Source organism: Colwellia sp. BRX8-5 (assembly GCF_014077325.1).
GTDB lineage: Bacteria > Pseudomonadota > Gammaproteobacteria > Enterobacterales > Alteromonadaceae > Colwellia_A.
This window is the reverse complement of sequence record NZ_JACGVR010000001.1, coordinates 308,083-324,496: the sequence shown is the minus strand read 5'-3', so window position 1 is coordinate 324,496 and position 16,414 is coordinate 308,083. Positions and strand designations below refer to the sequence as shown.

9 protein-coding genes are annotated in these 16,414 nt (G+C 37.6%); 4 read left to right on the top strand and 5 right to left on the bottom strand.

The window, feature by feature from the left end:
• Window positions 1-59: 59 nt before the first annotated feature.
• A complete protein-coding gene (locus H4J62_RS01340) occupies window positions 60-2,087 on the bottom strand; it encodes a methyl-accepting chemotaxis protein (protein WP_182215332.1) in 2,028 nt (675 codons plus the stop codon).
• A gap of 825 nt (window positions 2,088-2,912) precedes the next feature.
• Here H4J62_RS01340 and polA point away from each other — a divergent pair.
• Entirely contained in the window at window positions 2,913-5,672 is a 2,760-nt protein-coding gene (gene polA, locus H4J62_RS01335; protein WP_182215334.1) for a DNA polymerase I, read from the top strand.
• 301 nt (window positions 5,673-5,973) lie between these two features.
• Here the strand turns inward: polA and H4J62_RS01330 are convergent, their stop codons facing one another.
• Together H4J62_RS01330 and H4J62_RS01325 are read right to left on the bottom strand one after the other, a co-directional pair.
• On the bottom strand, window positions 5,974-6,156 hold the full coding sequence (locus tag H4J62_RS01330) for a hypothetical protein (RefSeq protein ID WP_220465239.1): 183 nt from the start codon (window positions 6,154-6,156) through the stop codon (window positions 5,974-5,976).
• A 23-nt stretch (window positions 6,157-6,179) separates the two neighbouring features.
• Window positions 6,180-7,046: an SPFH domain-containing protein gene (locus H4J62_RS01325; protein WP_070375218.1), complete on the bottom strand. Its 867-nt coding sequence runs from the start codon at window positions 7,044-7,046 to the stop codon at window positions 6,180-6,182.
• A gap of 611 nt (window positions 7,047-7,657) precedes the next feature.
• Between H4J62_RS01325 and H4J62_RS01320 the strand changes: the two genes are divergently transcribed.
• The 3 genes from H4J62_RS01320 (at window position 7,658) to H4J62_RS01310 (ending at window position 12,955) form a co-directional block, all read left to right on the top strand.
• Window positions 7,658-10,435 carry a pitrilysin family protein gene (locus H4J62_RS01320; RefSeq protein WP_182215394.1) on the top strand — a complete coding sequence of 926 codons (2,778 nt, stop codon included), beginning with the start codon at window positions 7,658-7,660 and terminating at the stop codon, window positions 10,433-10,435.
• 308 nt (window positions 10,436-10,743) lie between these two features.
• Window positions 10,744-11,217, top strand: a complete 474-nt coding sequence (greB, locus tag H4J62_RS01315; protein ID WP_182215336.1) for a transcription elongation factor GreB — start codon at window positions 10,744-10,746, stop codon at window positions 11,215-11,217.
• Window positions 11,218-11,419: 202 nt separating this feature from the next.
• Window positions 11,420-12,955, top strand: a complete 1,536-nt coding sequence (locus H4J62_RS01310) for a PAS domain-containing methyl-accepting chemotaxis protein (RefSeq protein WP_182215337.1) — start codon at window positions 11,420-11,422, stop codon at window positions 12,953-12,955.
• Between the two features lie 222 nt (window positions 12,956-13,177).
• Here H4J62_RS01310 and H4J62_RS01305 read toward each other — a convergent pair whose 3' ends face one another.
• Together H4J62_RS01305 and H4J62_RS01300 are read right to left on the bottom strand one after the other, a co-directional pair.
• Window positions 13,178-15,454, bottom strand: a complete 2,277-nt coding sequence (locus H4J62_RS01305) for an EAL domain-containing protein (RefSeq protein ID WP_182215339.1) — start codon at window positions 15,452-15,454, stop codon at window positions 13,178-13,180.
• An 88-nt stretch (window positions 15,455-15,542) separates the two neighbouring features.
• Complete coding sequence (locus tag H4J62_RS01300) at window positions 15,543-16,400, bottom strand: peptidylprolyl isomerase (RefSeq protein WP_182215340.1); 858 nt, start codon at window positions 16,398-16,400, stop codon at window positions 15,543-15,545.
• Between the last annotated feature and the right edge of the window lie 14 nt (window positions 16,401-16,414).

Below are 16,414 nucleotides of genomic sequence, written 5' to 3'. Positions count from 1 at the left end.
TTCTGGCTATTAATGATGACGCTCGACACTACTTTAACTAGCGCTAATAAATCCGCCGCTTAAAGTGTAAAACGCTCTACTGAGCTGGTTAGAGAATGCGCTAAAGTACTGACATCTTCACTTCTTTTGTGCATATTACTCGCTTCCATAGCATTCTTATTTGCCGCATCAGCCGTTTCATTCATTGTTTGTTCAATTTGCTCACTATAAACCAACTGCTCTTGTGCTGCAGTAGTAATACTTTTGCTCATCGAGTCAATTGCTTTTAAGGTGTCCTCAATTTGGTTAATGGCATGGCTTAATTGCTGACTTTGAGCCACACATTCACTGGCTTGTGTTTGGCCTTCAGAAATCGCCTTGACCGCAATAGTAGTATCTTTTTGTAAATTATTAATCATCACTTGTATTTCAGCGGTGGACGCCTGAGTGCGAGAAGCTAATGATCTTACCTCATCAGCAACCACTGAAAAGCCACGACCTTGCTCTCCGGCTCTTGCTGCTTCAATAGCCGCGTTTAAAGCGAGTAAGTTAGTCTGCTCAGCAATACCACCAATGGTATCTAAAATACTACCTATGCTGCGACTATGCTGGCTAAGTAATTCCATGACTTCCACGGATTCACCCAGTCGAGTTGATAATTGCTTAATACGCTGGCTGTTATCGTTAGCAATATTATTAATGTCTTGGCTGCGTTGTGATGCTTCAGTGACATGGGAAGCGGTAGTCACTGCTTCATCTTTTACCATACTTGAACTAGCAAACATTTGTTCAGCAAGCTGTTTGGCATTATCAATACGGGTAATTTGTTGACTGGCGGATTCTGATATAAACAAACTTTGTTGATTGGTTAACGCCGCAGATTCATCAAGCGAATGGGCGTCTTTATTAATGGCGTTAAGTAATTGAGTTAGATCATCAGATAACTTATTAATATTAGTAATCAGCCCGCCAAACTCATCATCGCTGCGTTTTTCCATGCGCTTTGACAAGTTACCACTGGCGATTAATGCCAAGGCTTTGTTTACTGCCCGTAATGGACCAATCATGGCTTTAGTTGTGACATAAGTAATAAAGCTCGCCATAACAATAAATATTAACGCTAAAACGATGGCTAAAGTTTTTCCTCTTTCAATTTCTTCTTGGGCATTGTTTTGAAAATGAGCAAAACGTTTATTCGCTAATAAAACTAATTCATCTAGCTTGGCATAGCTTAAATTATAAGATTGGGTTGCAGAAAGATAAGCTTCTTTTGCTTGATATTGTAGATTAATTGTTTGTAGTTGTAGTTGGTATAAACGACCTGGTTGTTGAATTGATTCTTGCATCAGCGTCAAGTTCTGCTTAAAGTCATTTAACAGTTCATTAGCATTAAGTGGCTCAGCTTGCTGGACTAAATAAGCAAAATTAGTTTCAATATTATTGATTAAAAAAATCATATCATCTTGGTGTTTAGTCACTAAGTCTGTTGATTCTATTCGGTCAAGCCCTGACATAGTGTTTTTTAAGCTAAAAAGTGAGTCATCAATGCGCGTACCTGTACCAATAACTTCATCAAGTAACTTCTCCTGACCCGTCGCTTCAATAATTTCTAAATCAAGCATATAGGTGCTTGCTTGATAACGAGCATTTTCAAAAGTTTTATAGTCAGCTTGGAAGTCTCTTGTTGCTTGCTGATGCCCTATTTTAGCTGAGAACATTGCTTGAATATCGGTTGAGTATTGTTGATATTGGACTTGTGCTTCTTCAAGAGCCGATTGCATTTTTGCTTGCTTAGTCACTTTCAGGCGTAATAGCTGAACAGTTGCTTGGTAATCTTTTTGTAGATGATTAAACTGCTCTAAACTTTCCTGTAACTCATTAGCATCGGATTGTGTATAAGCGACAGCCGCTTGCTTCATCATTTTCAGCAATTGAACTTGTAACGTGCCACTTTGTTTTTGCACAGGAACGGCTAATGTTTCAACATTATTATTGGCGTCAGAAATTTTACTTAATGAATAGTAAAAAAAGCTACTTGCCGTTAATAATAATAATCCAATCGTAGTAAAACCAAAGATGATTTTTTGTTTTATGGTGAGATTCAGCATAAATTAAGCCTTGTGTTACGTTGCTCATCCTTTAATTGTAATCCGATATTTACTTAATGTGATAAAGGTGTGCATTTATTATTAAAATGTCTTAGATAAAAGCGTTTTACCTAACAATTAAACCAAATTAAATTAAAGGGTGACCTACTGGCCTAAAAGACATCCATATCTTAAGTTTAATTACAGTATCACGGTAATCTTCTCTACTCAATAAAGGTATGACCAGATGGCTTAGCTAAAAAGCTCCCGTAACAACATTGAAAATTAAATATTAATTATAAAAATAAAGCAAGAATAATAAAGCAATATTTTTGATGATTTATTTTTTGGTAATTTGAGCTTTTATTCAAATTAAAGATAAATTAATTCAGCTTTTTTTATCTTTAAAATCGCGCTAAGTCTTACTGTTATTCGCTTATGTTTTTTAGTTATTTAAAGCAGAAATATACCACTAAAAATAATTTAATAATTTTCTGGTATTGAGAGAAAATTCTGGTACTCTCTTACCTCGTTTATTTAAGCAGCACAAAAAACACACAATTAATAAGATGCTGAAAACGTACAGGATAAATTTTTATCCACATAAATAAAAATAATAATAAATATGTGAAAAAGGAATTTCAAACTACCTTTTCTCAATAAAAATAAGATGTTACCTATAAAATTACTGTAATAGCCATTTGGTTGTTATGGTTTTCTACGTTGTTTTCAACATACTTATCCACAATTTCAACGATCTTTTGCGACTAATTTTATAGATTAAGTGGAGAGAATGTACTGAGTATGGCATCCTTAGCCAAATTTCACTTCTAGTCACATATCATCATGACAAATTCTGCTTTATCGCCACTCATTTTAGTAGATGGTTCTTCGTACTTATTCCGTGCTTATCATGTTCCATATTTACAAGCATTATCGACAAAAGATGGTCAACCTACCGGTGCGATTACTGGCGTGTTAAACATGCTAAAAAGTCTGAAAAAAAATTATCCAAATGGCAATGTTATTGTGATATTTGATGCGAAAGGAAAGACCTTTCGTAATGACATGTATCCTGAATATAAAGCGAATCGTCCACCAATGCCCGACGATCTTCGTACTCAAATTGCACCAATCCATGAAATTGTTGCCGCTATGGGTTTACCGCTATTGGTGATTGATGGCGTCGAAGCCGATGACGTTATTGGTACTTTGGCAGAACAAGCGAGTAAAGCGGGTATCGATACCGTTATATCAACTGGCGATAAAGACATGGCGCAACTCGTTGATAAGCATGTCACGCTTATTAATACCATGACCGATGTAAAAATGGATGTTGATGGTGTTATTGAAAAGTTTGGTGTCCGCCCAGATCAAATTATTGATTACCTCGCGTTAATGGGTGATAAAGTCGATAATATTCCAGGGGTTAATAAGTGTGGTCCCAAAACAGCAGTAAAATGGTTGCTTGAGCACGAAAATTTAGAAAATGTGATTGCTAATGCCGGAAACGTAAAAGGTAAGATTGGTGAGTATTTACGTGAAGCACTTGAGTTTTTACCCCTCTCTTATGAATTAGCAACCATTAAACTTGATGTACCGCTTGAGCAAACCGCTGATCAATTACAGCCAGGCGTTGCCGATGTTGAAAAATTAACTGAGCTATACACTCGATTTGAATTGCGCCGGTTATTAGCAGACTTACAAAATGGTGAATCTGCTATTGCGGGTTCACCCGGACAGCAAACCTCAAGTGTTGACTCGATTGTAGAAGAAACACCTGCAGCAGATGATATTGAAACTGACTATCAAATTATTTTTAGCGAAGCTGAGTTTACTTCATGGCTGACTAAATTAAAAAATGCTGATCTCTTTGCCTTTGATACCGAAACAACCAGTGTCGATTATATGAAAGCAGAGTTAGTGGGTTTATCGTTTTCTGTCGAAGCTGGAACTGCCGCTTATGTGCCGCTTATGCATGATTATCCTGATGCGCCCAAACAGCTCGACCGTGACTGGGTCTTGGCACAATTAAAACCACTTCTCGAAGATAAAAATCAAGCAAAAGTCGGTCAGAACTTAAAGTATGATGTTAACGTGCTTTCACGTTACGATATTGAAATGCAAGGTATTACTTTTGATACCATGATCGAGTCTTATTGTTTAAACAGTGTTGCGACTCGCCACAATATGGACGCATTAGCGACTAAATATTTAGGCTACAAGACGGTCAGTTTTGAAGAAGTTGCTGGCAAGGGCGCTAAAAAATTAACTTTCAACCAAATTGAAATTGAAAAAGCGGGATATTATGCCGCCGAAGATGCCGATATTACCTTGCGCTTGCACCAAGCCATTTATGCTAAGTTAGAAAAAAATAAAGATCAATTATCAGTATTTACCGACATTGAAATGCCTTTGTTACCTATTTTAGCGCGTATGGAGCAACACGGTGTACTAATCGATTCTGATTTGTTGAATGAACAAAGCCATGCACTTGGTATGCGCTTACAAGAATTAGAAATTCAAGCACACGATATTGCCGGACAAACGTTTAACTTATCATCACCCAAGCAACTACAAAAAATATTGTTTGAAGAGTTAAAAATTCCGGTTATTAAGAAAACGCCCAAAGGTGCACCTTCAACCGCAGAAGAAGTGTTACAAGAGCTGGCGTTAGATTACCCTTTACCGAAAGTTATTTTAGAAAACCGAGGATTGAGTAAGTTAAAATCGACTTACACTGACAAGCTTCCTTTGTTAGTGTGCAAGTTAGGTCGAGTACATACCTCTTATCAACAAGCCGTTGCGGCAACAGGGCGTTTATCTTCGACCGATCCAAATCTTCAAAATATCCCAATTCGTAGTGAAGAGGGTCGAAAAATTCGCTTAGCTTTTATTGCGCCCAAAGATCATAAAATTGTCGCGATAGATTATTCTCAAATAGAACTGCGTATTATGGCGCATTTATCTGATGATCCAGGATTAGTCTCTGCCTTTTCAGAAGGGCGAGATGTGCATAAAGCAACAGCGGCTGAGATATTTGGTGTCGATTTGGCCGAGGTAACGGTTGATCAACGCCGTAGCGCTAAAGCAGTAAACTTTGGTTTGATTTACGGAATGTCAGCGTTTGGTTTAGCAAAACAACTTGATGTGCCTCGCCATCGCGCGCAAGAGTATATGGATAAGTATTTTGAACGTTACCCTAATGTTATGGCTTACATGGAGGACACGCGTCAGCAAGCTGCAGAGCAAGGTTTTGTGGAAACATGCTTCGGTCGTCGTTTATATTTACCTGATATTAAAGCTAAAAATGCGATGCGTAGAAAAGGCGCTGAACGTGCCGCTATTAATGCACCTATGCAAGGCACTGCCGCTGATATCATTAAAAAAGCGATGTTAGCTGTAGATGAATGGATACAAATCCAGCAAGACCCACGTATTCAAATGACAATGCAAGTACACGATGAGTTGATATTTGAAATTCATCAAGACATCGTTGATGAAACAACGGCGAAGCTTGTTGAAATTATGAATGATGCGGTGAAGTTAAAAGTCCCCCTCATTGCTGAGGCAGGTATTGGTGATAACTGGGAGCAGGCGCATTAACTATGCAATATTATTTTTTGGTGGTTTTAAAACTAAAATGTAATTTAATTACATAAAGCGCTTTACAAAAGTAGAATGATTACTCTATAATGTAGTTGTTCTTTTGTGAACGCTTGTTGTAATAATTTGTATATTCAAGCTCTCCTCATAGCTTATAAGCCGATGGCATTGTCATCGGTATTTTTTTGTCTAAAATTTGATAACTATATCTTATGTAATTATATTTCAGTATATGAATGATCGACACCACTTAATAACGTATCACTGTCGATCATCCGTTTACGGGTATTTAAAAACAAGATTAACTTTTAGGATCAATAATAGCCTCTATCGGTTTAGGCTTAGTTCGGCCAGACTTTCTTAAGGCATCACGCAGCACGTACTCTATTTGCGCGTTTAAACTGCGTAATTCATCATCAGACCAGCGTTGCATGGCAGAAAGAATTTCTTCATTAATGCGAAGAGGATATGCTTTTTTTGCCACAATATTTCTCACTCAATTGACGATTAGTATAAGCTGCCGGTATTTACTACAGGTTGTGCCGCTTCGTCGCTACATAGAACAACTAATAAGTTACTCACCATAGCGGCTTTTCTTTCTGCATCAAGTTCTACAATTTGACGCTCTTCTAATTTTGTTAATGCCATTTCTACCATACCGACAGCACCTTCGACTATGGTTCTACGTGCAGCAATAATTGCCATGGCTTGCTGGCGTCTTAGCATAGCGTTGGCAATTTCTGGCGCGTAAGCTAAATGACTAATACGAGATTCAATTACAGTGACTCCAGCTTTTTCTAACCGGTCTTGCACTTCAATTTTTAATGCTGCTGAAATTTGAGTCGGATCGCTGCGTAAAGAAATATCGTCATCTTCGTGATGATCGTACGCATAACTTGTGGCTAAATTACGTAATGCAGATTCACTTTGAATTGAGACAAAATCTTCATAATCATCAACCTGGAAAACGGCCTCAGCGGTATCTGTTACTTCCCAGACAATGACCGCAGCAATCTCAATGGGGTTACCATTTTTGTCATTAACTTTTAGTTTACTACTTTCGAAATTTCTAACCCGCAAAGAGACGCGCATTTTTGTGTAAAAAGGGTTAGCCCAGCGGAGGCCTGAATCATGAACGGTACCCGCGTACTTACCGAACAATTGCATAACCCGAGCTTCTTTGGGATTGACCATAAAAAAACCAAACCAGCAAATAAAAATAGCAAGGGTGACCAGTAAACTAATAATGGCAAGTGTGACATTGTTATTTATTATGTTATTAATTAACAAGGTGAAAGTACCAATCTGTAATGCCAATAAAACAAAAATAAACATAATGCCATTAGGCGCTTTGATTTCTTTTTCCGTAATCATATTATTCTCAGTAAGATTTTAACAAGTGATATCATTATGATATCACTTGTTGTTTAATGCAAGTATTTAGCAGAGCAACATTCATTAAATAAGATATTTATAAAAGTTTAGGTGTTAGTAAAAGAATGAAGTTATTAGACGTTTGATGATTTTGATCAATTTTGGCGAGTTGAGGCTTAGCTATAATCTTACCAACATTATTCAACAGGAAAATACAATGGGATGTTGCGGAGGCTGTGGCGGCGAAGGTCATGAACCAGTGAAAACTGAAACAAAAGAACAGCAAGAACAAGATAAAAAACAAGATAAGAAACCAGAAGAGTAGTTAATATTCTTCCTGACAATCATTGAGACAACAGCCGTTGTCTTTTTTTTGTTCTAAATTTAAAAGTTAACAAATAAGTAACAAAGTATTGCAAAACAGAAATATCATTGGCAAAGCAAGTGAGCAAATCATATATTAGAGTTAGATACTGGCGCAGAAGTTCAGCGCGAGAAAATATATTTATATAAATAATAAAGCCACCAAGGAGCATAAATTGAAAAAATGGAGCATCCCATTGCTATTAACTTGTTTAGCAGCATGTGAACAAACCGCGCCAACCACCACCATGGCTGAAGTAACATTACCAGCAGGTGTGAATTTTGTTGAGCAAGTAACGGCAGAAGCGGGTAAAACTGTTATTCCTTATCAAAAATATACCTTAAGTAATGGTTTGACGGTTATTCTTCATAAAGATGCTTCTGATCCCTTAGTTCATGTTGACATGACCTATCACGTTGGCTCTGCTCGCGAAGAGTTAGGTAAGTCAGGTTTTGCTCATTTTTTCGAACATATGATGTTTCAAGGTTCTGAAAACGTAGCCGACGAACAGCATTTTAAATTAATAACTGAAGCTGGTGGTACCTTAAATGGAACAACTAACGGTGATCGAACTAATTATTTTCAAACGGTTCCAGCTAACCAACTAGAAAAAATGTTGTGGTTAGAGTCAGACCGTATGGGCTTTTTGGTTGATGCGGTAACGCAAGAAAAATTTGAAGTACAACGTGAAACTGTAAAAAATGAAAGAGGACAAAGTTATGATAATCGTCCTTACGGTTTATTAGGAGAGAGAGTTGCTGAAGCGTTATATCCGGCAGGGCATCCTTACTCATGGCAAACCATTGGTTACTTAGAGGATCTAGATCGTGTAAATGTTAACGACCTAAAAGCATTTTTCTTAAAATGGTATGGTCCAAATAACGCAACCTTAACCATAGGTGGCGATATTGACGCAAAAGAAACGTTAGCCTTAGTGGAACAGTATTTCGGGTCTATCCCACGCGGACCTGAAATCGCTATGCCTGAAAAACCTACATTCACCATAAACGAAGATCGTTATATTTCTATGGAAGATAATGTTCATTTACCTTTAGTGTATATGTCTTATCCAACCGTTTCTGTTCGCCATGCAGATGAAGCCCCACTTGACGTTTTATCAAGTATTTTAGGTGGCGGTAAAACATCTTTGCTTTATAAAAACTTAGTGAAAAATCAATTAGCGGTTCAAGCTTCAGTGGGGCATCCCTGTGCCGAACTAGCTTGTACCTTTACTTTGTTAGCGTTACCACACCCGGCTTCAGGAAAAACATTAGCAGATATAGAAAAAGTGATTCGCGACAGTTTAGTTGAATTTGAAGAGCGTGGCGTACAAGACGACGATCTAGCGAAAGTTAAAGCGAGTATGGAAGCAAGCTTCATCTTCGGTTTACAAAGTGTTTCAGGCAAAGTGAGTACACTTGCGGCTAATCAAACATTTAAGGGCGATCCAAATTACATCGAAAAAGATATCGCACGTTATGCCAATGTTACTAAGGCTGATGTTATGCGGGTCTTTAAAAAGTATATTAAAGACCAACATGCGGTGATCATGAGCATAGTGCCTAAAGGCAAACTGGATCTAATTGCAGCACAAGATAATTTTATTCCTGCACCGCGTAGTAAAGGTCAGACATCTGAAACCTCAGCAGAGAGTTTAGTGGTACGCAAAGCGCAAGATAATTTTGATCGCAGTAAAATGCCAATCTCAGCTGCCAATAAATCAGTCGCTGTACCACAGATGTGGAACAAAACGTTAGCCAATGGTATTAAAGTGCTGGGTACGCAAAGCATTGAAACTCCAACGACATCATTATTGTTAAAGATTCCTGCAGGTCATTATTATTCTGACAAAGACAAAGCAGGCGTTGTTTCGTTACTTGCTAGTGCATTAAATGAATCGACCACCAAACGTAGCGCCGAAGAAATGAGCAATGAATTACAAAAATTAGGTAGTTCAATCGCTATCTATGCAGGTAATCAATACTTGAATGTTAATGTCAGTACACTAACTAAAAATCTTGATGCGACAATGGCACTGGTTAATGAAAAATTAATGCACCCAGCATTCATTGAAGTGGAATTTTCACGCAACAAAAGTAATGCTATTCAGGGCGCAATTAATAGTAAGAAAGATGCAGGTTATTTAGCCTCAACAGCTTATCGTCAATTATTGCAAGCTGACAACATTGCAGCAACTTCAAGCCAAGGTACCGAGCAAAGTCTCAATAATATTACCTTAGCAGATGTTAAAGCCTTCTACGAACAGCAAGTAAAACCAAGTGATAGTCAGTTAATCGTCGTATCAGACTTGAAAGAAAAAGCGCTAATTAAATCACTTAACGTCTTTTCTAGCTGGCAAGGTAAAGGATCAAGCTTAGTGCTAACACTGGCTAAACCTGAGACAAAAGCGGGTGTTATTTATTTAGTGAATAAAGAGGGTGCCGCGCAATCCGCGATTCGCATTGGTAAACGCTCAATGACTCAAGATATTACCGGCGAGTATTACAAGTCTTATTTAATGAACTTCACCTTAGGTGGTGCATTTAATAGTCGTATAAACCTAAACCTTCGTGAAGATAAAGGTTATACCTACGGCGCACGTTCTGGTTTTAGTGCTGACAAATTCTCTGGTACATTTACCGCCTCTGCTGAAGTTCGTGCTGATGTTACCGATAAATCAATTATTGAGTTTGTTAACGAAATAAAAGGCTACAACGAACAAGGTATCACCGCGGAAGAATTAAGCTTTATGCGTAATTCAATTAATCAAAGAGATGCGTTGAAATATGAAACACCACGGGCAAAATTAGGTTTCTTAGCGCAAATCTTAGAATACGATTTAAAGCCAAGTTTTGTGCAAGAGCGAGCAGAGATTGTTGAAACAATCAGTGCAGAAGAAATAAATACGCTAGCAAAGAAACACTTAAACTTAGCGGAAATGTTAATGGTTGTTGTTGGTGATGCTAAAACATTGAAACCCCAACTAAAAGCATTAGGTTATGAAGTGATTGATTACGAAATCTAATCTGACTTATTGCTCTTTGAGTGATTGATATAAAGCCTTAACGATAAACGTTAAGGCTTTTTTATGTTCAGGATGAACGTTCATAACAGCTCTTAGGCATCCACGCCTTCGCTGCATTAGTGCTTATTGCACGTCATTTTATTCTAGACAAATCATAGTCCTAGATCCATGTAGACAATGTCGGGTTGCTACGGATTACAAAGAGCGATGATGCTTATTTTAAACCTGCTATCTTTTTATTGCTGAGTATGGCCAGATCAGCTTAATCCTGTCACAATAAATATTCTGCTTATCCGTGTTTAAAAAATATGAAACGAAGTAACTATATTACCCGCGCAGGCTGGGATCGCTTAGATAAAGAACTGAAATATTTATGGAAGGAAGAGCGTCCTCTTATCACTAAATCTGTCTCAGAAGCCGCTGCTCTGGGCGATCGAAGTGAAAATGCAGAATACATTTATGGTAAAAGGCGTTTACGTGAAATTGACCGACGCGTAAGATTTTTAGTTAAGCGAACCGAGGACTTAACGATTGTCTATTATGATGCTAAGCAAGAAGGTAAAGTCTATTTTGGTGCTTGGGTCTCGCTAATTAATGAAGACGACAAAGAACTCACCTATCGAGTGGTGGGGCCTGATGAATGGGACGTTAAAAAAGGTGAAATAAGTCTTGATTCACCAATGGCAAGGGCATTAATAGGTAAGTGTGTTGATGACGAGGTCGTAGTACAGACACCCGAAGGTGAGCGTGTTTTTGATATTTTAAAAATTTGGTATAAATAACCAGCAGACAAAAGTACTAAGGTTTATCGTGCTCTAACTATCGATTGCTCTATTTCCCTTTATTAAAACGCCAAGGTGGCTCAATTTCCTATTTTTTTATGTAATATCCCTTCAAAATCAGTATATTTTGTTGATATTGTTGATCTTATCATTTTATTAACTAAAATATAAAAACAACAAATTCATACAAAAGGATTTATCTATGACAAGACAAAAGCAATCGATTATTAATGAAGAAGTTAATTTTGAAAACGGTGTAGAGTTAATTTCAACAACAAATAAAAAGGGTGTCATTACTTACGCGAACCCAGACTTTTGTAAAATTGCCGGCTATTCCCTTGATGAACTCGTTGGACAAAATCATAGCATTGTAAGGCATCCAGACATGCCTAAGGCTGCCTTTAAAGATTTATGGACTAATTTAGAATCGGGCTTACCTTGGCGAGGTGTTGTTAAGAATCGCTGCAAAGATGGCCGTTATTACTGGGTTGATGCTTTTATTACCCCTATTTTTGAGTCAGGTCAGCTAGTTGGTTTTCAATCAGTAAGAACACGCTTAGACGAGAAAACTAAAAGTAATGCCATATTATCTTATCAAGCACTACAAGCGGGCAAGTCTTTAAATAAGTGGTACGAAAATGCCAGTATTAAAAATGCAGCCTACTTTGGCGCAAGTATAACAACATTGTTCAGTGCTCTTTATTATCCATACATGATGTTTTTATTACCTTTACTACCCTTTATAATTTATAAAAATGAAATTATCGATACGCCTAAATATTTCAAAAAACTCAGCAGAGACTATGACAGTCTTTCACGGTTAATTTATTGTGGAAGCAAACCTCAAGGTATTGCCGATTTTCATTTGAAAATGGCTGAAGGTAAAATTAAAACAATTTTAGGCCGTATTACCGACAGTAGTGATTTACTCAGTGCAGGCGCGAGTACGCTTGAGCAAGCGGCGAGAATAGCTAAAGAAGGTGTTGAACAAGAAACGGCTGAATTACACCAAGTCGCGACAGCTGTTGAAGAAATGGTTGCAACAATCGACGAGGTTGCCCAGAACACCACCTTTACTTCACAAAAAGTTAATCAAGCACATTCAGATTGTGAAATTGCCACAAAAGCCATGCACACTACCATGGAAACAGTCAATATATTGGCTGAAGAAGTCGCAAATTCAGCGTCTTCGGCAACAGAGCTCGCCAGTGAGGTTGAAAAAGTTGGCAGCATAATGCATGAAATACAAGGCATTGCTGATCAAACTAATTTATTAGCACTTAATGCGGCAATCGAAGCCGCACGCGCAGGAGAACATGGTCGAGGATTTTCGGTGGTGGCCGATGAAGTTAGGGCGTTATCAAGCAGAACCCATGCGGCAACAGAGCAAATACAAAGCTCAATATCAGAAATGCAAAATACACTTTTATCATGGGTGCAAACTATGACAAAAGGCAAAGAGTCTGCGGACAGTTGTGTGGAAAAAGCAACAGAAGCTCATGATGTTGTTGATAAGGTATATTCATTGATCACTGATATTTCTGATTTAGCCATACAAATATCGACAGCATCAGAAGAGCAAAGTATGGTTTCTCAGGAAATTAGCCGCAATATTATTAACATCAGTGATGCTTCTCAAAATAATCTTCAACAAACAAATACGGTTGAACGTGAGACGGTTAACATTAAAAAAAGAGCCAATGCGCTTAGCGCTTTAGGGCAAGCGTTTAACGGCTAAGGTAATGTTTAATCGTTATTAAATACAAATAAAATAGCGCCACTTTTATTGTTAAAACGTCTGGTAACGAGCTTTTAAAACGTAGTCTATTATTAAAGGCTGGTAATTTTTGTAGTTTACATTAGCGACCTAGATACCAGAATTATCGCTTCTATTGTAAAAATGCCGCTAAAAAAATAAATTTTTAGCGGCATTAATTTAAGTAGAATCAACAGCTATAAATCAGTGGGTGGTGTTAATAAACGGCTGGAGATGGTTAATATTAATTTTATGCCACGCTAGATAGTCACCTTTAGTCATAGGCTTAGCAATTAGATAACCTTGAATTGAATCAATATGTAGCGTTTTGAGTAACTCGTGCTGCTCTAACGCTTCTACACCCTCAGCAACCACGGTTATGTTAAGGCTTTTAGCTAAGGTTATTATCGTATTAACGATACTAAAGCCGGTGCCATTATCTAAGATTTTATCGATAAAGCTTTTATCAATTTTAAGTTCATTGACCGGGAAAGCACTTAAGTGTGTTAAACAAGAGTAGCCAGTACCAAAATCATCTATGGAAAAGGTAAAGCCTTTTGCTTTAATTTCTTGCATTTGTTGAATGGTATTATCAATATCTCCAGCCAACATCGACTCAGTAATCTCTAACTTAATCTGTGATGGTTGTATATCGAAGCCAGCCATGGCACTAAGTAACTCAGTTTTTAAAGTAGATGAGTTAAATTGGCAATGACTTATATTGATTGAAACACTGAACAACTCGTCAATCATATTATCGGTACGCAGTTGCGCAATTAATGTACAAATATCAAGTAAAACAATGTTTTGTAATTTTTGAATAAGCCCATATTGTTCGGCAATAGGTATAAATTCATTGGGTGCGATCAGCCCTTTACTGGGATGATTCCATCGAATAAGTGCCTCTGCTCCAATGACTTTACCCGAGGTGTTTACTTGCGGCTGAAAATAGGCACAAAATTCATCATTAGCTATTGCTCTAACAAGGTCAGTTTCGAGTTCAGCCTGCTTTTCTAGTAAGGTTTGTAATTCGGGATCATAGAAATTATAACTATTACCTTTTTTCATTTTTGCGCGATACATAGCGGTATCTGCAAACTTCAAAATGTTATCTACTAATGAGTTACCATTGTTAACTAGGCTAATACCTATGCTGCAACTGACCTGAAATGCTAATTCACCTAACTCAAATTTTTCATCGAATACGCTGTGTAATTTTTGAGCGACCTTTTCAGATTCTATAATGGCCTGCTCATTATTTTCACCGACATATTCCAATAAAATAATAAATTCATCGCCACCCACTCTAGCTAAAGTATCCGATGCCCTTATAGTGGCGCTAAGCCTTGTCGATAATTCGACTAAAATTTGATCTCCGGCGCTATGTCCTAGTGAGTCATTAATCCTTTTAAAGTTATCTATATCCAAAAATAATAAAGCGCCGGTCTTGCTTGAACGTTTTATTCTTTCAATACACATTGTCAATCTTTCGTTGAGCATTCGTCTATTAGGAAGGTTGGTTAATGGGTCAAAAAAGGCCAGTTTTTCAATCGCCTTTTCTGCCTCTTTACGCACCGTTATATCTCTAGCTATCCAGACGATATGCCTTTTATTAGGAAAGTTTGGCTGATAATGGTCAAGGGGGGCTGTTCTCCCCTCGAAAGTCATATTACCTTTTAGAACGTCAAGCTGATATTCAAAAATTTGCACTTCATTGGTGGCTAAGGTCTTTTCAATGACCGACATGATTGGCTGTGCATCTTTTTTAGGTAAGGCGTCATTTACATTTTTATTAATGAGTTTGTTAACTGAACCATATAACAATTCATCAGCTGAGCCATAAATATCAGTATATACGCCATCTTCACTCAATATTAAGGTTAAATCAGGCATAACCTGAGTAAAAGCTTGGAATTTTTGATTACTTTTTTGTAGATCCGCAATCAGTCGTTTGGCGTTAAGTGATTCAACATTTTTTTCTAAGGCGATGCTTGAAAAATGCACGAAGTAGTCGATTAACTCTAAATCTTTATCCGTTGGGGATTTAGAAGAGCTATGATAAATGGCAAGTGAACCAAGAGTTTTGGACTGTGTGGAAATAATGGCGGTTGACCAACACGATTTAAGACCATAGCTCAATGCGAGTGCTTTAAAGTCTTGCCATAACGGGGATATTGCGATGTCTTCAACAATGACTCGAGACTTTCTAAATGCTGCCGTCCCACAAGAGCCTACCTTTGGACCAATGCGTACGCCATTAATAGCCTGACAATACTTATCATCAATATTTGGCGCAGCGCAGTGAAAAAGTTGTTCGTCCTTTATCGATAATATTGAGCACCTCGCTGACTTGTCATCGAGAAGCTCTTCTATAGATAAACAAATATCATTTAGCACATCATTTAAAGGCCGACCTAAGGCAATTTTAGATAAGATATCTTGTTGATGAGATAATAGTTTTTTTAATCTAGCTATGTCCATATTTCACCAAGATTATTTATTACATTGCATGTTAATTTATAGCAAAACATTTTCAAGGTCAAAGCCATCCCCACCTTTTAGATAAGGTTTAATTAATTATCCGGCTTTTCACTGGCGTTTGGCAAATATCTAAAACGGGTGGTGGTTTTTTGTAGAAAAATGCATTTTCTCGTTTTTTCTGTTTTTCTATCATTTGACTAAAAGCGGGGTGCTCGGTATTTTTTACGGCTAATAAAATTTGTTGTTCTTTGGGCACATCACTCATCATTTTCATACTTGTCATGGTGGTATAATCTTTTTCAGCAACAGGCTTATCACCCTCAATAACCGATGTTCTAGTTATGGCTTGTACGTGGTTCATGCCATAAACCACACGACCAAAGATAGTCATAATTCGATCTAAATAGCGAGTGGCTTGACCATTAACAATATAAAAATGACTGGTGCCGGAGTCGGCGTCATTCCCCCTAGCCATTGCAATGACACCAGGGCAGTGCGTTAACCAAGCTTTTTTTTCACTCGGGTTATGAGCTAATGAAAATCCGTCTTTAAAACCTGTTTGTTCAGCGAATAAATCATTGTTTTGAATTTTAGTGAACTGCCAGTTTTCATCGGTAGTAAAGTCACCTTCCATGATTAATGTTGGTACTAACTTATCTTGACGACTGCCGTCTTCAGGACCTCCTTGCGCCACAAAACCGTCGATCACTCGATAGAACTTATTACCATCATAATGACCTGATTGGGTCAGTTTTATAAACTGTTCGACATGCTTAGGCGAAAACTGTGGTGCCAGTTCTATGACAACTTTTCCGTGTGGTAGTGTCAGTAATACGGTTCTTGCAACATCTAAAGCTCGCCATTCATCAGCTACTTTTGATGTTTGTGCAGCAGCGCTAAAAATAGTCAGTAATGTACTCATGGCTAAAATAAGTCTGATTTTCATGACGTTTCCTTAAT